Source organism: Eikenella exigua (assembly GCF_008805035.1).
Taxonomy (GTDB): Bacteria; Pseudomonadota; Gammaproteobacteria; order Burkholderiales; family Neisseriaceae; genus Eikenella; species Eikenella exigua.
This window is the reverse complement of record NZ_CP038018.1, coordinates 726158-745800: the sequence shown is the minus strand read 5'-3', so window position 1 is coordinate 745800 and position 19643 is coordinate 726158. Positions and strand designations below refer to the sequence as shown.

Sequence of the window (19643 nt, the reverse complement as noted above, 5' to 3'; positions counted from 1 at the left end):
TCTTGCCCATTCACAGCCATACCCTATTTCGCCCTGTTTGACGATGCCGTGAGCGGCCGCGAAAAACTCTATCAAAATCATGTGGAAAGCCGCCTTTTCCATCATAACGAACTGGATTCGCTGGACGATACGCTGAAAAGGGCTGGCAAAAAAGGCTGCATGCTGTGTTGTTTGCAGACTACGAATTCGGATTACCGCTGATGGGGATTGAGTCTGAACGCGGCGGCAATCTTGCTCTACATTGGTTTGCCGCCTGCGCCAACCCGTTCTGTATGCCGTCTTGTCCCACCTGCCCGATGCGGCAGGAAAATCCGCGTGGACGCTGTGTTTTTCGCCCGAACTCTTCCTCAAAATCGGTGCGGACGGCACCATCAGCACCGAACCGATGAAAGGCACCGCGCCGATTTTGGGCGACGGGCAAGACGAACGCCGCGCCGCCGAGTTGCAAGCCGACCCGAAAAACCGCGCCGAAAACGTGATGATTGTCGATTTGCTGCGCAACGACCTCGGCAAAATCGCCCAAACCGGCAAAGTATGCGTACCCGAGCCGTTTAAAGTGTCGCGTTTCGGCAGCGTCTGGCAGATGACCAGCACCATCCAAGCCCAAGCCCTGCCGCACATCACCGCCGCCGACATCCTCCGCGCCGCCTCCCCCTGCGGCAGCATCACCGGCGCGCCCAAACGCATAAGTATGCAGATTATCGAATCGCTCGAAGCCGAACCGCGCGGCCTTTACACCGGCAGCATCGGCTACCTGAATCCATGTGAAAGTGGGCTGGGGTTTGAAGGTATATTCAACGTCGTCATCCGCACCTTGTCGCTCAAACCCGTTTCAGACCCGATTTCAGACGACCTAGATAGTGGATTAAATTTAAATCAGGACAAGGCGATGAAGCCGCAGACAGTACAGATAGTACGGCAAGGCGAGGCAACGCCGTACTGGTTTCAAGTTAATCCACTATATCAAGGCGTGTACGGCGTCGGTTCCGGCATTGTCATCGACAGCGACCCCGCCGCCGAATATCGGGAATGCGGTTGGAAAGCCCGTTTCCTCAACGAATTGCGCCCCGCCTTCGGCATCTTCGAAACCATGCGCGTGGAAAACAGGCAATGCCGCCTGCTCGACCTACATTTAGGTCGTCTGAAAATCTCCGCCCAAGCCTTCAACCTGCCCCTTCCCGAAGATAGCGAAACCCGAATCCGGCAATACATCGCCAAACTGCCCGACGGCCTCTTCCGCCTGAAAGCCGAACTCGTTTCAGACGGCCTCATCCTCAGCCATGCCGCCACCGCCGAGCTGTCCGCCCCGCAGCGCGTCATCCCCGCCCCGCAAACCCTCCCGCGCCGCGACTACCTGCGCCGCTTCAAAACCACCCGCCGCGCCCTCTTCGACCAAGCGTGGCAAACCGCCGAAACACAAGGCGCGTTCGACAGCCTGTTTTTCAATTCAGACGGCCTCCTGCTCGAAGGCGGCAGAAGCAACGTGTTCGTCAAATATCAAGGGCAATGGCTTACCCCATCTCTGGATTTGGACATCCTCAACGGCGTCATGCGCCAAGCCGTGTTGCAGCAGCCGCAAACCTACTTGGGCGCAAACGCAGTCATCGAAACGCACATCACCCGCGACATGCTGGAACACGCCGAAGAAATCCGCCTCTCCAACGCCTTGAGAGGCGTATTCCGGGCAGAATTGGCACAATAAACAAACGGCTTGGAATCTTGTTCCAAGCCGTTTGTTTCAGCACATCGAGTTTCAGGTAACCTTCCAGCCATATACACGAAGGCTACCTGAAAACATCAGCTCCAACGAAGCCAAATCTTTTCAGGTAGCCTTTGCACACAGCCAAGCTGTCTGCTTGCTTTCTTCACTCTGCACACATCATCGCCCAATGGTTTACCGGCCCGTGGCCATGGCCGATATTGATGGGCTGCGAGATGGCGGCGGTGATGCACTGTTTGGCGGTGCGGATGGCCGCTTCCACCGCTGCGCCTTTGGCCAGCTCGGCGGTGAGGCAGGCGGAGAAGGTGCAGCCGGTGCCGTGGGTGTGCGGGGTGGGGAAGCGCGGGCTTTCCAAAGTGAACTGCCCGTCGGGCATAAACACCCAGTCGCGGCAGATTTCGCTTTGCGATTCGCCGCTGTGGCCGCCTTTAATCACCACGGTTTGTACACCGGCTTCCTGCAAGATGCGGGCGGCGCGTTCGGCGTCGGCATCAGTTTGGATATCGATGCCGGTCAGCGCTTCGGCTTCGGGCAGGTTGGGCGTGAGCACGTCGGCCAGCGGCAGCAAATGCCGTTTGAGCGCGGCCACGGCGTTTTGCTGCAACAGCGGCGCACCGCCCTTGGCCACCATCACCGGATCAAGCACCAGCCGGCCAAATGGTTTACCTGCCAGCTTTTCCGCCACGCATTCAATCACTTCGGCTGTGCCGAGCATGCCGATTTTAAAAGCGGCTACCTGAAAACGAGCATCGCGAGTTTCTGCGAAGCTAAAATCGGCGGCGATGGAATCGATTTGCGCGCGGATAATATCGAGCGGCACGCCGTGGATGGCCTGCACGCCGAGCGTGTTTTGCGCGGTGACCGCCGCCAGCACGCTCATGCCGTACACGCCGCGCATTTGAAAGGTTTTCAAATCGGCCTGAATGCCGGCGCCGCCGCCGCTGTCTGAGCCGGCGATGGTAAGGGCTTGTGCAATTTGCGTCATCTGTTCTCTCCTGATTAAGCCGTTAAATCCATTCTACTTTCGCGCGCGCCGCCACTTCCTGTGCTGATACGGTGGCCAGGCTGTCGATCAGCTTCCATGCGAACGAGCCGCTCTGCGAAGGCTGCAAGCCCTGCGCCGCCAACTCGCCGGCCACGGCATACACGGCGCAGGCTTCGGCCACGGCGTGCAGATAGTCTTCCGGCGCGGCCACGGCGGCAAATGCGCCCGCTATCGTGCTCAACAAGCAGCCGGAAGCGGTTACTTTGGGGAACAGCGGCGTGCCGTTATTCAATTTGGCGGTGCGGCTGCCGTTGGAAACGTAGTCGGTTTCGCCGCTGATGGCGGCAACGCAACCGTATTGCTGCGCAATGCGTTGGGCGATGCTGTGCAAATCGGCCGAGCCGCTGCCTGCATCTACGCCTTTGGCATGCCATTCCACCCCGGCAATGTGCGCCATTTCGCCCGCATTGCCGCGCACGGCGGCGAACCGGATTTCTGCTAGCAGCTGCGCCGTGGTTTCGCGCCGCAGTTGGGTAAAGCCTGCGCCCACCGGATCAAGCACCACCGGCACACCCGCGCGGTTAGCCGATTTGCCCGCCGCCAGCATGGCTTCCACCTTCTGCTTGTTCAGCGTACCGATGTTCAATACCACTGCCGAGCTAACTGCCGCCAGTTCCGCCATTTCATCCACGCTATCAGCCATAATCGGCGACGCACCAATCGCCAGCAGGCCATTGGCCGAGAAATTGGCCGCCACGATATTGGTGATGTTGTGTACCAGCGGGTTGCGGGCACGAACTTGATCCAGATATTTGATTTCCATATTACTTTATTCCTAGTGATTGGCGGAACGGGCAAGAAAAACGCCCGCTGTTGGATCGGGCGAGAAATGGTGTTGTATCAAGAGAATATGGCGGGCTCTTCAGCTGTGCTTTCAGGTAGCCTGCAACGATTGGCCGCCGGCCACCCACATAGTTTCCTACGCCAGTATTGGGGCTGTTGGCAATTACTTTTCCAAGCGGATTTTTTGTTCCCAAAGCGGCAGATTCAAGGCGAAAACCACAGCAAGGTGACCCCTTGCAAGGATTTCCAACGCGGAAGATGCTGCTTTGGAAGCGAAAAGATGCGGAAATAGTAATTGCCGGCAGTCCCTAGCTGTATCAGGTACAACGGGTATTTTCTCAGCCGCCTCTGCGGCACCCCGACTAATGGCGGCAGATTATAGCCTGCAACATGGTGAAAGGCTACCTGAAACTATTCCGTCATTTCGTTTCAGTCAATCCGCTAAATTTCAGGTAGCCTGCAACCTTGTAGGAATAAATTTTATACCTGTCGGCACGCTATCCAAGTATGGCCGTCATCTCTGCACCAGGCTGGCTAAAAGCGGATGTTGTTTAAGCATGGCAACACCGCTTTACGCCAACAAAAGGCTACCCGAAAATTTTCAGGTAGCCTTTCCCTACACGATATATCTGCCCTCTACTCTATCTTCACATAAGCTATAGACAACACTTCGATTTTCTCCCTGCCTTCCGGCCCGTGGAACACGATTTCGTCGCCTTCTCGGGCTTTGAGCAAGGCGCGGGCGAGTGGGGAAGTCCAGGAAATTTTGTGGCGGGCGGTGTCGATTTCGTCCACGCCCACGATACGCACGGTTTGCTCTTCGCCGTTGCCGCGTAGCAGCTCCACAGTGGCGCCAAAAAAGATTTGGTCGGTGGCTTCGCGGGTTTCGGAATCGACCACTTGCGCCGCTTCCAGCCGTTTGGTGAGGAAGCGGATGCGGCGGTCGATTTCGCGCATGCGGCGCTTGCCGTAGAGATAGTCGCCGTTTTCGCTGCGGTCGCCGTTGGAGGCGGCCCAGTTGACGATTTGCACGATTTCGGGGCGCTCTTTGTTCACCAGCTGATAGAGCTCGTCTTTCAATGCCTGCCAGCCGGAGGGGGTGAGGTAGTTGGGGGTGGTATTGCTCATGATGGCTTTCAAATCTATTCAAATGTGCGGATGAAGGTTTCAGGTAGCCTTGCGGTTTAAATGCCTGCCGTCGCCAGAGTGCAGTTTGGCCAGCAGCCACAGCAGCACCAAGCCGAAGGTGGCCAACGACAGGTAGGTGTAGCTGAAGGCCTGTTCCAGCAGTGCGCCGGTTTCGCCCACGGCGGCACGGTATGCGCCCAAAATCACAGCGGCCACGGCAATGCCGATGCCGATGCCCACCTGCTGCACCACGCTGAGCATGGTCGAACCCGCGCTGGCTTCTTCGTTCGACAAATCACCGATGGTAAGGGTGTTGATGGCGGTAAACATCAGGGATTGGCACAGGCCGAAGCAGGTGGCCAGCAGCATGTAAAACGTTATCGAGCTGTGCGAATCGAGTAGCGACAGCGCAGCCACCACGGCCGACATGGCCACGGCCACGCCCAAGAGCGTGGCCTTATAGCCGAAACGCACCAGAATCGGCGCGGTAAACGGTTTCATCAAAATCGAGCTCAACGCCACCGGCGCGAGCATCCAGCCGGCCATTTCGGCATTGTAGCCAAAAGCTACCTGAAGCATCAGCGGTACCAGGAAGGGGATGCCGGAAGAGAGCACGCGGAACATCAAGTTGGCAGCCAACCCGATGCTGAAAGTATGCACCTGGAACAGGGAAAGCGGTAGCAGTGGATTTTTAGCACGCCGTGCATACACGGCATACAGCCACATGGCCGCCGCACCCAGCCCGATTATCAGTAAGGAGCGGCTGCCGTTGCGCAGGTTTTCCGCTGCCAGTTCCAGCCCGTAGGTAATCCCCACCAGGCCGCCGGCAAACAGCGAGAATCCTTGCCAATCTAATGGTTGCGTATCGGTGCGCACATTGGGCATATAGCGGCCGGCAACGGCAATACCAAGCAGGCCGATGGGGATATTGATAAAGAAAATCCAGTGCCAAGACAGGTTTACCGCCATCCAGCCGCCTAAAATCGGCCCGACAATGGGTCCGATGAGGCCGGTCATCGACATCAAATTCCACGCCGCCACCAATTCCGACTTGGGCACGGTGCGGATAATCGCCAACCGCGCCACCGGCATCATCAGTGCGCCACCCACGCCCTGCAAAATCCGCGCCAGCACCAGCCAGTTTAAAGTGGGCGAGGCGGCGCAGACCACCGAACCGAGCACAAACACCGCCACCGCCAGCCGGAACACGTTAAGCGTACCCAGCCGGTCGGCCAGCCAGCCCGAGAGCGGAATCAGCGCGGCTACGGTAAGCGCATAGCTGATGATGGCCAGCTCCATTTGCAGCGGCGATTCGTGCAGGCTTGCCGACATCACCGGCAGCGCGGTATTCAAAATGGTGGCGTCCAGCGACTGCATAAACAGCGCCATCGCCGCCGTCCAGGCTAGGCCTTTTTGTTGCGGGGTCATCATGATAAGAAAGGGTGTTTGGTATGTCGTTTGATTGGTCGGTAGATTGCAAGAGGCTACCTGAAAAATAAACGGAATGGATTTTCAGGTAGCCTCTGTCTGACTGGGCATCATCCCGGCCAATAGCCAGAAACATGCCAAAACCCTGCATCCTGTTTCAGATAACCGCCAATTTTACATGAAAATACAAGTTTTCCTTTATTTATCCCGCCATCTGTATTTACAATGAACTGTTTTTAGCAAAACTGCAAAAAAATTACTGAAAAGGGAGTTTCAAACGCCATGCAGATTACCGACCTACTCGCGTTCAGCGTGAAAAACAAAGCATCCGACTTGCACCTCTCCGCTGGCCTGCCGCCGATGATCCGCGTGCACGGCGACGTGCGCCGCATCAACCTGCCGGAAATGAGCGCCGAAGAAGTGGGCAACATGATCGCTTCCATCATGAACGACCACCAGCGTAAAGACTACCAACAACGGCTGGAAACCGACTTTTCCTTCGAGCTGCCCAACATCGCCCGTTTCCGTGTGAACGCATTCAACACCGAACGCGGCCCGGCTGCCGTATTCCGTACCATTCCCAGCAAAGTACTCACGCTGGAAGAGTTGAACGCGCCCAAAGTGTTCCAAAAAATTTCCGACCAACCGCGCGGCCTGGTGCTGGTAACCGGCCCTACCGGTTCCGGTAAATCCACCACCCTGGCTGCGATGATCAACTACATCAACGAAAACCATCACCACCACATCCTCACTATCGAAGACCCGATCGAGTTTGTGCACCAGAGTAAACAATGCTTGGTGAACCAACGCGAACTGCACCAACACACCCACAGCTTCGCCAACGCTCTGCGCTCCGCACTGCGTGAAGACCCGGATATCATCCTGGTGGGTGAGATGCGCGACCCGGAAACCATCGGTTTGGCGCTCACCGCCGCCGAAACCGGCCACCTAGTATTCGCCACCCTGCATACCACCGGTGCAGCCAAAACCGTGGACCGTATTATCGACGTGTTCCCCGCCGGCGAAAAAGAGATGGTGCGTTCCATGCTTTCCGAATCACTGCGCGCCGTGATTTCGCAAACCCTGCTCAAAACCAAAGACGGCAAAGGCCGCGTGGCCGCGCACGAAATCCTGATTTCCACCGCCGCCGTGCGCAACCTGATCCGCGAAAACAAAATCGCCCAAATCGGTTCTGCCCTGCAAACCGGCCAAGCACACGGTATGCAGACGCTCGACCAATCCCTGCAGGCCCTGCTCAAACGCGGCATTATCAGTATCGATGCCGCCCGCGCCAAAGCGCAGAACCCCGACCAACTCGTCTAAACCGACAATCGTACAAGGGAAAACATCATGTCAAACGATCAGCACAAACAAAACTTGGCCGAGCTGCTCTCCGAAATGGCCAACCAACGCGACGACCTACCGCCCGAACCCACTCCTGTTACTGCCGCCATGATGCCGAATGGCAATTTGGCTTCCATGGAAAGCCAGCTGGCCACTGGTACACTCGATATTCCGCCGCTGCCCGATTTGCCCGAAAGCACATTCGGCAAACCGGAATTGATTGAACCAGGTTTCGTGGCACAGCCCATTACGCCGCCTGCCCAACCAGTGCAGCCGCAAGCAGCACAACCGCAGCCGCAACTTAAATCTAAATACGCAGCAGCCCTTGCACCCCATGCCGCCCAACCAATGCAGACCCCAGCCAAACCGACTCTGGCTCAGACTGCCCCGCAGCAGCCTACCGCCCGTCCCGCACCAGCCGTGTCTAGCCATCCGCCGCTGCATGCCGCGCCGGCACAGCCTGTCGGTCATGGACCGAACCAGCACTTAACCCGTGAGCGCGCCAAACTGCACCCGCTGCTGGAAAAAATGGCCGATGAGTCGCTCAAGCGCAACGCTTCTGATATCTTCATCAGCAGCAACTTCCCGCCTTCGTTCAAAATCGACGGCACACTGGTACCGATTCCGGTGAAACCGCTCACCGAAGACGAAGCCGCACAAATCGTTTACTCCACCTTTAACGACGAGCAAAAAGCCAAATTCCCGGTGGAGTGGGAGCTGAACTATTCCCTGCAATCGCAAAACGGCATCCGTTTCCGTGTGAATGCCTACCATGAACAAGGCCGCATCGGCTTGGTAATGCGCCGCATTACCACCAACATCCTCACCATCGACGACCTGCGCCTGCCGCAAGTGCTCAAAGAGCTCTCCATGCGCAAGCGCGGCCTGATTATTCTGGCCGGTCCCACCGGTTCCGGTAAATCCACTTCGCAGGCCGCGATGCTTGACTGGCGCAACAAACACTCCGCCGGCCACATCGTAACCATCGAAGACCCGATCGAGTATATCCACAGCCCGATCAAGAGCATCATCACCCAGCGCGAAGTCGGCCTCGACACCCACAGCTGGGGTGCGGCCGTACAAAGCGCCATGCGTCAGGCGCCCGACGTAGTCTGCGTGGGTGAGGTGCGTAACGAACACTCCATGGAATATGCCCTGCAACTGGCGCAAACCGGTCACTTGTGCTTCTTCACCATCCACGCCACCAACGCCAGCCAAACCGTTGAGCGTATTATGAACTTGTATCCGGAAGAGCGGCATCCGCAAATTCTGATGGACTTGGCATTGAACTTGGTGGCCATTATCGGCCAGCGTTTGGTGCTAAAAAAAGGCGGTAAAGGCCGAAACGCCATCATCGACTTGCTGATTAACACCCCTGCGATGCAGGACCACGTGTTCAAAAACCAGCTGCTTGAAGCTCGCGAGCTGATGGAACGTGCTGAAGACGACGGCATGCAAACCTTCGACCAAGACTTGTTCCGCCTCTACATCAACAACGAAATCGACTACGACGAAGCCCTGCGCCAGGCAGAATCTGCCAACGACTTGCGCCTGCGCATCAAGCTCTACGAAGAAGGCCGCGAAAGCACGCATATCTTCGAACGCGTAAACGATTTGAACCTGATGTAAGCAGCCCAAACCAGAGGCTGATAGAGGCTACCTGAAAAACACCAGACGGATTTTCAGGTAGCCTCTACCGTTTTCATATCAACAGGCAGACTGTCTTAATACCTTGCATTTTCTCGCTAAATACCTACTATTTCATACCAGATGGCGAGTTGATGAGTACAAATAGCACAGCAGCGTGCACCCATACTGAAAAAATACAATCATTTAACTGCGGCCACCCTTGCAACCAAAACTTTCAGGTAGCCCCTACACCATCCGCCAACACATCATGAATACCACCCACTCCACCGAATACCGCCGCGGCCTCTACTGCGTCATCGGCTGCTACCTGATTTGGGGCTTTTTCCCGCTCTACTGGCTACCCCTGGTCGGCCAGCCCATCAGTGCCGGGCAGCTGATGGCACACCGTATCGTATGGGCATCGCTGCTTGCCATCGGCGCAGTGGCCTGCTCGCCTTCCGCCCGCACCCAGCTCGTACAAGCCGTCAAAAGCCGCCAAACCCTCACCGCCTTCGCCATCTGTTCCACCTTATTGGCAACAAACTGGCTGCTCTATTTGGCCGCCATCACCCAACGGCAGGTATTGCAAGCCAGCCTAGGCTACTTCATCGCACCACTCGCCAGCATCTTCTGCGGCCGCCTATTTCTGCGCGAAGCCCTGCGCCCATTGCAAATCGGCGCCATTCTTTTAGCCATCGTGGGCGTGGTGTGGCTTTCTGCATGGGGCGGGCAGATGCCTTGGATTGCACTGGGCATCGGTGTGAGCTGGAGCATATACGGCCTGTTGCGTAAACTTGCCCCGCTGCCAGCCCTGCCCGGCTTCACGCTGGAAACACTGATGTTGCTGCCCTTTGTCCTCCTGTATCTTGGCTGGCATTATTGGCACGGCAGCCTGGTCTTCACCCAATTGCCGCCCCTGCCCTTGGCCATTGTAATCGGCAGCGGTGCCGCCACCATGATTCCGCTGCTGCTGTTTGCCGCCGCCGCGCAACGCATCCGCCTCACCACCATCGGCATACTGCAATACCTCTCGCCCAGCCTGCAATTCCTACTCGGACTCACTGCCTTTCACGAGCCGTTCAGCCGTATGCAATTTGCCGGTTATCTGTGGGTATGGGCGGGCGTAGCGCTGTTTGTGTGGGGCGCACGTAAAAAGCAGCAGGCTACCTGAAAGCTGATCAATACGATAAAGCAAGCTAACACTAGCTTAGTTTGATATCCACCCACTATAAAAGGCTACCTGAAATCTTTCAGGTAGCCTTCCAGCTTAACCAACTATCCTCACTCTGCCTTACCTTCCTCCAAACAATCTGCCCTGGTTGCCGCTGTGCCGTTTTTGCAGGCATCTTGAGCCGGCGCAGTCGAGCCTTCTTGCGCCCCTGATTCTGACCCCGCTTCTTTCGATAAGGCAGCCAGCACCCGGGCGTATTCGGGCGATTGGCGCATCAGCACGCGGGCGGCTTCTTTCAGGTTGTTGATGTCCTCACGCGGCAGGTAAAAGCTGGTGGAAATATTGAGCACGTTTTTGCGCAGGGTGGAGTCGGGCAAATCGCGCAAGCTTAGGCTCACGAAATGCAGGCTGATCGGCTGGCCTCGGCGGCTACCGGCCTGGCTGTTCCATTGGTCGGCCACAGCACGGATGCGGCGTAGCGACTCTTGCGAATTTTGGTCGATGGGCACGTTGATGATGGCGCCCAACACATCGTAGAGGCCGGGCACTTTGGCACTTTGGTCGATGGTACTGTCGAGCTGGTTTTGCGCGTTTACGCTGATCACGATGATTTTGCGCACGTTTTGGTTGGCCAGCTGGCGGTGCAGAATTTGGCTGGGATAGATTTCAGTGGCTTCCAATAGGCCGCGCAAACCAAGGTTGTCGGTGAGTCCGCCATCGAGCAAATGGACATAAGGACGGTTTTTGCTGTCTTGATATAGCGCCAACTCTTGGCTGAACTCGCGGCGAGTTCGGGCTTGCTGCTGCTCGTCGCTGCTGTGTTCCAGCGCGTTTTGCAGGCGCGGCGGCAGAGTGTAGCCGCAGTTGCCGCCGTTGTTGTTAATAGTAATCGGGCTGAACACCACGGGCACGGCACTGGAGGCGGCCACGGCGCGAGCCAGGCGCAAATCGGAAAGGTTGAGGCACATCATGTCGAAAAATTCTTGCGTGAAATCAAAGCGCCGCCCTATCGACATATCGGTGGCCGACACCACGGCAAATGGGCCTTTGCGACGGCTGGCCAAATCGCCGAAGGTGGCGTGGCCAAACAAAGTGGCTTCAAACTGCTCCTGCAGCAAATCGCCGCGCCCGAATTCTGGCGAGGTCAGGCGCGGCAGGTTGGCCAGCGAAAACACTTGCCGGCTCACCAGTTTTTGGAAATTCTGCTTCAAGAATTGCTGTTCAAATGCAGGGATGGTATCGCGCCCGTGGAGCGAATAATAAGTAGCCAACACCGAGCCGCCGGACACGCCGTACACTAAGTCCACACTATCGAGTAGCGGTTTTTCCCGCCCCTCGATATATACCGGCTGCTTGGCCAGCTCTTCAAGCACGCCGTAGCCCAAAGCCGCTGCACGCGTACCGCCGCCGGAAAACAGCAGCACCACGAATACATCGTCGTTTTGCTGTGCGATGCTCTGTTCCAGCCGGTAGCCCTGCATGGTATCCACCTGGGAAATAGTGGCCACCGGCCGATAGTTCACCAGCGAGCAGGCTCCAAGCAGCGCCAACAGCACCGCCGCCGCACCGCGTTTCAGCACCGCATTGCACGCACGAATCCGCATAAACCAACCTTTCACACTCAAATCTAAGCCATAACGCAGGCTACCTGAAAAATAGAAAACCAATTTTCAGGTAGCCTCAAGCGCATTATAGCAAAGCCGCTTCCCCTAGAGGCGAGCTGAAATTCTGCAGCATAATGACACACTAGGCGCCGCAAGGTAAGATACATGCTTTCTATCCAACACAAGCAATATGACCATCCCCGCCAACATGCTGGCCGCGGTAGACCTCGGCTCCAACAGTTTCCGCCTGCAAATCTGCACCAACCACAATGGTCAGCTGCAAATCGTTGATTCCATCAAAGATATGGTGCGCTTCGCTGCCGGGCTGGACGAACACAAACAACTCGACCAAGCCGCCCAAGAGCGGGCACTGGCCTGCCTGGCCAAATTCCACGAGCGCCTGCGCGGCTTTCCGCCCGAGCAGGTGCGCGCCGTGGCCACCAACACCTTCCGCGTGGCCAAAAATATCGCTCCCTTCATGCCCCGCGCCGAAGCTGCCTTGGGCTTCCCCATCGAAATCATCGCCGGGCGCGAAGAAGCCCGCCTCATCTACACCGGCGTCATCCACACCCTACCGCCAGGCAGCGGGCAGATGCTGGTGGTTGATATTGGCGGCGGCTCCACCGAATTCGTAATCGGCAGCCGCCTGCAGCCCGATATCACCGAAAGCCTCAATCTCGGCTGCGTAAGCTACAGCCTGCGTTTCTTCCCCAAAGGCAAAGTGTCCGCCGAATCCTTCAAGCTCGCCGTCAACACCGCCCGCAGCGAAATCCAACGCATTGCCAAGCTGTTGAAAAGCACCGGCTGGCAGCTGGCCGTGGGCACTTCCGGCACCTCCCGTACCCTGCGCGACCTCATCGCTGCCGCCAATCCCGAAGACAACCGCATCACTCCCGCCGCCCTGCAAAAAATCGCCGCCCGCCTGATTGAAGCCGGCAGCGCCAAAAAAGCCAAATTCGACGGCATGAAAGCCGACCGCATCGAAGTATTCGCCGGCGGGCTGGCCATGATGAACGCCGTATTTGCCGAGCTCGATATCGACAGCATGACCGTAACCGACGCCGCCCTGCGCGACGGCGTATTCTACGACCTCATCGGCCGCCAGCTCAACGAAGACATGCGTGAGCAAACCATCGCCCATTTCCAACAGCGCTACCACGTCAGCCAAAACCAAGCCCAACGCGTGGCCACCCTCGCCGCCCAGTTCTTCGACATGCTCGCCGAACGCGAATCCGAAAAAGAGCGCCACTATTGGCAACAATACCTGCGCTGGGCCGCCCTCGTGCACGAAATCGGCACCGACATTGCCTACACTGCCTATCATAAGCACTCCGCCTACATCCTCGAGCAAGCCGACATGCCCGGATTTTCCCGCCAAGAGCAGCAAATCCTCGCCACCCTGGTGCTCGGCCAGCGCGGCGATTTAAAAAAAATGGCCGAGCTGCCTATCAGCCCCACCATGTGGCTTGCCGTGGCCGCCCTGCGCCTGGCCGTACTGTTCTGCCGCGCCCGCCTGCCACACACCCTGCCCGCAGGCACCCGACTGAGCTACGAAAACAAAAACTACACCCTCGCCATTAGCCGTCAATGGCCGGAAGACAACCCCCTCACTGCCGGCGCACTGGCCGATGATGCCGCCCAATGGCGCAAGATCGGCATCCGCTTTGGGCTACTGCTGCAATAGCAACGGTATGACGCAAACTTTCAGGTAGCCTTCCACCGCCACATCAACCACGGGCTACCTAAAAATCGATCCCTCCTGTTTCAGGTAGCCTCCTCCAGCCATCGAAAGGCTACCTGAAAAACTACGGCCTCAACGATAGCCAAGCAATGCTTCCTTCTCCCAAGCGGCGGACTGCCAACAGCATACGTGGCGAGCCGCAGCTGCAAAAGCAAAATTTCCCGCCACGGCGCACTACGGCGGGTTAGAATACTGCTATCCATCTCCTGATCAAGGAATCCAAACATGAAACCCCTGATTAAATCCGTCCTCGCCCTCCTGATTGCTGCCTCGCTGGCCGCCTGTGGCAAAGAAGAAGCCAAACCTGCCGCCCTCAGCTGCCAAGCACCCGAAGCGCTCGAACAGCTCAAAGCCCAAATTCAGGCCACAGCCTTCCCGCCCAGCGGCAGCGAACTACCTGCCCCACAGGTTGGCGCCGCCGAAATCCAGGCCGCACTCGACCAACTCGGCTTCGAAATCACCGACATCCGCACCACCCAAGCCGCTTCCGAAGGCAACAAACAGCTTGCCTGCGAAGCCACCTTGCGCTTTGCCCCCAAACCGGAAGCCCAGGCCCGCCTGAAACAAAGCATTTCCGACTACATGGAAATCAATGAAAGCGACGGCATCGAATACAATGAAATGATGACCGCTGGCGACCCTACCCTCAAACCCGACGGCCAAGGCGGCTACATCCGCCCGCTCAGCTACACCGTCAGCCAAACTGACAGCGGCGACAAACTCGTTATCAACGTAGACAGCAAAACAGCTTCCTCCGGCCTACAACCGCCTCTCTCTTTCTACCTCGCCGCCCCCGATTTGGCCAAACAAGTAGCCGAAATCCGCCAGAAATCTGCTGCCGAGGAAACCCGCCAGCAAGAGCTGAACACACTCGACCAAAACCGTCTGCAAGCCCGCATTGAGCTCTTGCGCACTCAAAACAAACAGGCACACGACGAACTCAATAAAGCCTGGCAAGCTCTGCCCGCCGCCGCCCGTACCCAGCTGAAAGATGCCCAAAACCAATGGAACCGCCTGCGCGAAAGCCAATGCGCCTACCAAAGCACGGCCGACTCCACCGAACCGCTGGAGCAGGAAGCCCTGCGTATCGAATGCGACACCCGCGAGCTGCAGCAGCGTATCCCCGCCCTCAAGCAGGAAGCCGAAGCTTTCACCGGCAACCAGCTCACTGAAGCCACCCAGCGCGCCCAAGCCGCCCAGCAGGAATTGCGTAATGTGTGGCAAAGCGTGCCTGCCGATGTGAAAGACATCATCGGTCAAGACTACCAATCCTGGGCCGCCAGCAGCGCAGCCAAATGTGCCCAAGCCGCCCAACAGGCCGGCGGCGGCAACAACGGTCAGCTCGCCCGCCTCGAATGTACCGCCACCGAGGCCCGCAACAAGGCCAAAGAACTGCGCGGCTACGTTTCCCAATGATCTGCTTCCATAGAAAGGCTACCTGAAAATTTCAGGTAGCCTCACCATACTGCAATGAACCTCACCGAAACCCAACTTTCTTCCGAGCCGATTTTCGACGGCAAATTCGTTACCATCGCCCGCGACACCGTACGGCTGCCCAACGGCAACCAAGGCTACCGCATCGTTATCCGCCACCCCGGCGCCGCCTGTGTGCTGGCCGTTACCGAAGCAGACGAAGTGGTGTTGGTGCGCCAATGGCGTTATGCCACCGGCCAAGCCCTGCTCGAGCTGCCCGCTGGCAAGCTTGATGCCGACGAAGACCCGGCCGTGTGCGCCGCGCGCGAATTGGAAGAAGAAACCCCCTACCGCGCCCAATCCGTGCGACTGCTGCATACCTTCTACACCGCCCCCGGCTTCTGCGACGAGAAAATGTATCTCTACCTCGCCGAAGGCATCACGCCCACCAGCGCCCGCCAGCCCGACCAAGACGAATTTGTCGAAACCGTATTGCTCTCGCGCCAAGCCGTGCGCGAAGCCATTATCAACAACCAGATTCAAGACGGCAAAACCCTGGTCGGCCTGCAATATTGGCTGCTCAACAGCAAATAACACACACACCTAAGGCTACCTGAAATAAAAGGCTACCTGAAAATGCGCCAATTCACCCTCAGCACCCCCAACGGCACCCTGCTCGGTTTCCTCGTGCTCATTGCCGACAACGACGACGAGCCCATCTCCGGCAGCGCCATGATTCAGGCGCACGCAGCCGCGTTGCCGCCGAAAGATGCCGCGCCTGCCCGCGCATTGGAAGCCCTGGCCGGCCAGCTGCTGGTTTGGCAGCCGCATGGCGAGGGCATTGCCCTGTATGATGCCGAAGGCGGCCTGGCGGCCGATATCCGCCAGCAATACCTGCGCCTCGGCGGCCACACCCTGCTGCTCACCGATTTAGAAGGAAACCTGTAATGGACAGCGTGTTTATCCTGATTCCCATCAGCATCGTGCTGGCCTTCGTTATCGGCTATTTCTTCTGGTGGTCCGGCCACAACGGCCAGTTTGACGATTTGGAAGGCCCTGCCCACCGCATTTTGATGGACGACGATTCCGTGCATCCCGACTCCCCATCCCCGCAGGACAAACCATGAACCCAGGCTTTAAATTCGCCGTATCGCGCCGCTTTGCCCCGCTGTTCGGCACCCAATTTCTCGGCGCGCTCAACGACAACTTATTCAAAATTGCGCTGGCCACCATGATCAGCTTTTATGGTTTGGGCAAAAACGGCTTCATCGAACCGGCACAAATGATTAACGTGAGCGCGCTGTTGTTTGTGTTGCCCTTTTTCCTGTTTTCCGCCCTCTCCGGCCAGCTGTGCAACAAATTCGACCGCAGCCGCATGGCAGTGGCGGTGAAGGTGGCCGAAGTGCTGATTATGCTGCTGGCCACGGTGGGCTTTCTCAAGCAATCATTGCTGTTGTTGCTGCTCTGCATCTTCCTGATGGGCTTGCATTCCACCCTGTTCGGCCCGCTTAAATACGCCGTGTTGCCCGATTATTTGGACGAACACGAGCTGATTGTGGGCAACAGCCTGGTGGAAGGCGGCACTTTCCTCGCCATCCTGTTCGGCCAGATTTTGGGCACCATTCTGGCCGGTATCGGCGGCACCACGGTATCCGTTTTCCTGCTCATCATTGCTGCCGGCGGCCTCGCCTCCAGCCTGTTTATGCCGCGTGTGGCGCCGAAAACCCCGGAAGCAAAAATCGACTGGCACATTGTGCGCAACTCCAAAGCCATTATAAAACAAGCCTTTGCCAACCGCGAAATCTACGCCGCCATCATCGGCATTTCCTGGTTTTGGTTTATCGGCGCGGTGTACACCACCCAGCTGCCCACCTTCACCAAACTGCACTTGGGCGGCAACGATAATGTGTTCAACCTGATGCTCACCCTGTTTTCCATCGGCATCGGCAGCGGCTCCGTGCTGTGCGCCAAACTCAGCCACCGCCGGCTCAACCTCGGCTGGGTGGCCGTGGGCACGGTGGGCATGGCCATATTCGGCCTGCTGCTCGTTGCCCTCGTGCACGGCACGCACTACCACGAATATAGCGGCATCGGCAGCTTCCTGTTGCGCGGCGACGCCTATGCCGTGATGCTCTGCATCGTGCTGCTCGGCTTCTGTGGCGGCTTTTTCTCCGTGCCGCTCTATACCTGGCTGCAAACCGCCAGCAGCGAAGAATTCCGCGCCCACGCCATTGCCGCAAATAACATTATCAACGGCCTCTTCATGGTGGCCGCCGCCCTGCTCTCCGCCATCCTTCTATGGCTGTTCGACAGCATCAACCTGCTTTACCTTATCGTGGCGGCGGGCAATATTGTGGTGCTGGTGTACCTGCTGAAAATCGCCCCGCCAATCCGCGAAGGCTGGCAACGCTGGTTTGGCAAAGAGGAAGAATAAGCTTCGGCCTGCAAACCGCAAAAAGGCTACCTGAAAAACAAAAAAGCCGTTTCAGGTAGCCTTTGCCAGTCCTCCAAATAAACCGCACCGCTTCGCATCCGCCCCGCCCTGGGCTATACTGCCGCCCTTTAATCGGCCATACCGAACCCATGCTGAAAAAAAACCTCTATTCCCTGCTTGCCCTTATCCTGCTGGCTGCCGCCCTATTTGCCGGCCTCCTCTTCGCCCCCAAAGACACCCATAGCCAACGCCTGCGCGTGGAGCGCGGCAGCGGCATTGGCAGTGTGAGCCGCACGCTGGCTGCCAACGATGCCATCTACAGCCGCTGGGTGTTCGTGGCCGCCGCCTACCTCACCGGCACCCACAAACAGCTCCTGCCCGGCAACTACCGCCTTCAACCCCGCGCCTCCTCCTGGCAAATCCTGCGCCACCTCAAAAACGGTCGCCCCGACACCATCACCGTGCGCATCATCGAAGGCATGCGTTTTGCCCAAATGCGCCGCCTCATCAACCAAACCGCCGACATCCGCCACGACACTGCATCTTGGAGCGACCGCCAACTCCTTGCCGCCATCGCCTCCGATGCCGACATCCAACATCCCGAAGGCCGCTTCTTCCCCGACAGCTATGAAATCGACTACGACAGCAGCGATTTGCAAATCTACCGCCTCGCCTACCGCCGTATGCAAAGCCAGCTGCAATCCGCCTGGAGCGGCCGTGCCGACAATTTGCCGTATAAAAACCCCTACGAGCTGCTCACCATGGCCAGCATCATCGAAAAAGAAACCGCCCACGAAGAAGACCGTGCCAACGTGGCCGCCGTGTTCGTCAACCGCCTCAACCAAGGCATGCGTCTACAAACCGACCCCACCGTGATTTACGGCATGGGCAGCGCCTACAACGGCCGCATCCGCCGCGCCGACCTCCAGCGCGACACCACCTACAACACCTACACCCGCGACGGTCTGCCCCCCACCCCCATCGCTCTGCCCGGCGAAGCCGCCCTCCAAGCTGCTGCCCACCCCAGCGGCGCCGACTACCTCTACTTCGTCTCCCGCATGGATAACACCGGCAAAAGCGAATTCAGCCGTACCTTAGACGAACACAATGCCAACGTCCGCCGCTATATTTTGAAAAGACCGTAACATGACCGCCCTGCTCGACCTCCTCCCCCTCATCGCCTTTTTCATCGCCTCCAAAAAATTCGGCCTCTTGGCCGGCGCAGCCGCCGTATTGGCCGCCACCCTGATCGTGTACGGCATCCACCTTATGCGGCAAAAATGGCGGCTCACCAAACAACAATGGGTGGTGCTCGTGCTCACCATCCTCTTCTGCGGCGCCACCATCCTCCTGCGCGACGACCTCTACCTGCGCTGGAAAACCCCCATCATCAATCTTAGCTTCGCCTTAGCCCTGGCCATAAGCGCCCTCATCGGCAAGCCACTGATGCAGCCCGTAGCCAAAGACGTATTCCGCTTCAGCCCGCAAGGCTGGCAGCGCCTCACCTACGCCTGGGCCGCCTTCTTCCTCCTGCTCGCCGCCCTGCACTACTGGTTCGGCCTCTACCACTACGACGCCTCCGAGCAGGCCAAAAACCTGTTTATCCACTTCAAAAGCTACGGCCAGCTCATCCTGATGGGCATCTTCCTCGCCGCCCAAGCCTTCGTATTGCGCAAACACCTGAAAACCGAAGCCCAAGCCCCCGCCGAAAGCGAGCCTCCCGAGCAGCCAAGCAAACCCTAAAACCAAAAGGCTGCCTGAAACCCCGCATATTTTTCAGGTAGCCTCTATCCAGCCAAAGGCTACCTGAAAAGCCAAGACACCCTGTCCGCCATTGGAAAACTCATGCCCCAATCCCTTCTCCGAAAAGTTGATACGCTAATTTTCCCTAGTTATGGATAAAATCGGCTTATACACTTACAGCATCTTCCTGTTTGGCTTACTGTTTTTCGTTACCCCTGTTGCTCTAAAAGAAAAACTGACTGTGGGGAGGTGGTTATTTTTGCACTTGGATGACCGGAGGCAAAAAACGGCGGAAAACTTTATCAGGTGCGGATTTGAGCGAAGCTGGTGCGAGAAAAAACTTGCACCAGCTTTTGCTTTAGTTTGATAAAAAATGCGTTATCTTTTGCACCAGAATAAGTGGGGATTAAACGCTTTTAAAGCAGAATTTAAGCAATTATGGTTTTATCAGGAGGCGGGC

The 19643-nt window shown here is 57.5% G+C and carries 16 protein-coding genes and 1 pseudogene; 12 read left to right on the top strand and 5 right to left on the bottom strand.

Annotation, left to right across the window (positions count from 1 at the left end; genetic code table 11):
- Window positions 1-18 precede the first annotated feature (18 nt).
- Window positions 19-1702, top strand: a pseudogene (locus EZJ17_RS04000) (bifunctional chorismate-binding protein/class IV aminotransferase).
- Window positions 1703-1865: 163 nt separating this feature from the next.
- Here EZJ17_RS04000 and thiD read toward each other — a convergent pair.
- The 4 genes from thiD to EZJ17_RS03980 all read right to left on the bottom strand — a co-directional run bounded on the left by thiD (window position 1866) and on the right by EZJ17_RS03980 (window position 6107).
- The gene (gene thiD / locus EZJ17_RS03995; RefSeq protein ID WP_067439377.1) at window positions 1866-2705 is read right to left on the bottom strand and encodes a bifunctional hydroxymethylpyrimidine kinase/phosphomethylpyrimidine kinase; all 840 of its coding nucleotides are present in this window, start codon (window positions 2703-2705) and stop codon (window positions 1866-1868) included.
- 22 nt (window positions 2706-2727) lie between these two features.
- Window positions 2728-3528, bottom strand: a complete 801-nt coding sequence (gene thiM, locus EZJ17_RS03990) for a hydroxyethylthiazole kinase (RefSeq protein ID WP_067444660.1) — start codon at window positions 3526-3528, stop codon at window positions 2728-2730.
- Window positions 3529-4184: 656 nt separating this feature from the next.
- Complete coding sequence (greB, locus tag EZJ17_RS03985; RefSeq protein WP_067439720.1) at window positions 4185-4676, bottom strand: transcription elongation factor GreB; 492 nt, start codon at window positions 4674-4676, stop codon at window positions 4185-4187.
- A gap of 39 nt (window positions 4677-4715) precedes the next feature.
- Entirely contained in the window at window positions 4716-6107 is a 1392-nt protein-coding gene (locus tag EZJ17_RS03980; protein ID WP_082886432.1) for a DHA2 family efflux MFS transporter permease subunit, read from the bottom strand.
- A 279-nt stretch (window positions 6108-6386) separates the two neighbouring features.
- Here EZJ17_RS03980 and EZJ17_RS03975 point away from each other — a divergent pair, with 279 nt between their 5' ends.
- From EZJ17_RS03975 to rarD, 3 genes are all read left to right on the top strand, one after another.
- Entirely contained in the window at window positions 6387-7427 is a 1041-nt protein-coding gene (locus EZJ17_RS03975) for a type IV pilus twitching motility protein PilT (RefSeq protein ID WP_049258342.1), read from the top strand.
- 459 nt (window positions 7428-7886) lie between these two features.
- A complete protein-coding gene (locus EZJ17_RS03970; RefSeq protein WP_223417339.1) occupies window positions 7887-9077 on the top strand; it encodes a PilT/PilU family type 4a pilus ATPase in 1191 nt (396 codons plus the stop codon).
- Window positions 9078-9297: 220 nt separating this feature from the next.
- Window positions 9298-10248, top strand: coding sequence for an EamA family transporter RarD (rarD, locus tag EZJ17_RS03965; RefSeq protein WP_231868027.1), 951 nt, complete (start codon window positions 9298-9300; stop codon window positions 10246-10248).
- A gap of 110 nt (window positions 10249-10358) precedes the next feature.
- Here the strand turns inward: rarD and EZJ17_RS03960 are convergent, their stop codons facing one another.
- A complete protein-coding gene (locus EZJ17_RS03960; RefSeq protein ID WP_067439392.1) occupies window positions 10359-11852 on the bottom strand; it encodes a patatin-like phospholipase family protein in 1494 nt (497 codons plus the stop codon).
- Window positions 11853-12042: 190 nt separating this feature from the next.
- Between EZJ17_RS03960 and ppx the strand changes: the two genes are divergently transcribed.
- The 8 genes from ppx (at window position 12043) to EZJ17_RS03920 (ending at window position 19183) form a co-directional block, all read left to right on the top strand.
- The gene (ppx, locus tag EZJ17_RS03955; protein ID WP_067439395.1) at window positions 12043-13536 is read left to right on the top strand and encodes an exopolyphosphatase; all 1494 of its coding nucleotides are present in this window, start codon (window positions 12043-12045) and stop codon (window positions 13534-13536) included.
- 282 nt (window positions 13537-13818) lie between these two features.
- Window positions 13819-15009: a lysozyme inhibitor LprI family protein gene (locus EZJ17_RS03950; RefSeq protein ID WP_067439401.1), complete on the top strand. Its 1191-nt coding sequence runs from the start codon at window positions 13819-13821 to the stop codon at window positions 15007-15009.
- 54 nt (window positions 15010-15063) lie between these two features.
- On the top strand, window positions 15064-15600 hold the full coding sequence (locus EZJ17_RS03945; RefSeq protein ID WP_067444657.1) for an NUDIX hydrolase: 537 nt from the start codon (window positions 15064-15066) through the stop codon (window positions 15598-15600).
- 42 nt (window positions 15601-15642) lie between these two features.
- Window positions 15643-15954 (top strand): HLGFF motif protein, encoded by a 312-nt coding sequence (locus EZJ17_RS03940; RefSeq protein ID WP_067439407.1) that lies wholly within the window; start codon window positions 15643-15645, stop codon window positions 15952-15954.
- Entirely contained in the window at window positions 15954-16133 is a 180-nt protein-coding gene (ccoS, locus tag EZJ17_RS03935) for a cbb3-type cytochrome oxidase assembly protein CcoS (RefSeq protein WP_067444653.1), read from the top strand. Before EZJ17_RS03940 ends, ccoS begins: the two co-directional genes overlap by 1 nt.
- Window positions 16130-17440 carry an MFS transporter gene (locus EZJ17_RS03930; protein ID WP_067439413.1) on the top strand — a complete coding sequence of 437 codons (1311 nt, stop codon included), beginning with the start codon at window positions 16130-16132 and terminating at the stop codon, window positions 17438-17440. Before ccoS ends, EZJ17_RS03930 begins: the two co-directional genes overlap by 4 nt.
- Window positions 17441-17589: 149 nt before the next feature.
- The gene (gene mltG, locus EZJ17_RS03925; RefSeq protein WP_151086215.1) at window positions 17590-18585 is read left to right on the top strand and encodes an endolytic transglycosylase MltG; all 996 of its coding nucleotides are present in this window, start codon (window positions 17590-17592) and stop codon (window positions 18583-18585) included.
- 1 nt (window position 18586) lies between these two features.
- On the top strand, window positions 18587-19183 hold the full coding sequence (locus tag EZJ17_RS03920) for an inner membrane-spanning protein YciB (RefSeq protein ID WP_067439416.1): 597 nt from the start codon (window positions 18587-18589) through the stop codon (window positions 19181-19183).
- Window positions 19184-19643 lie beyond the last annotated feature (460 nt).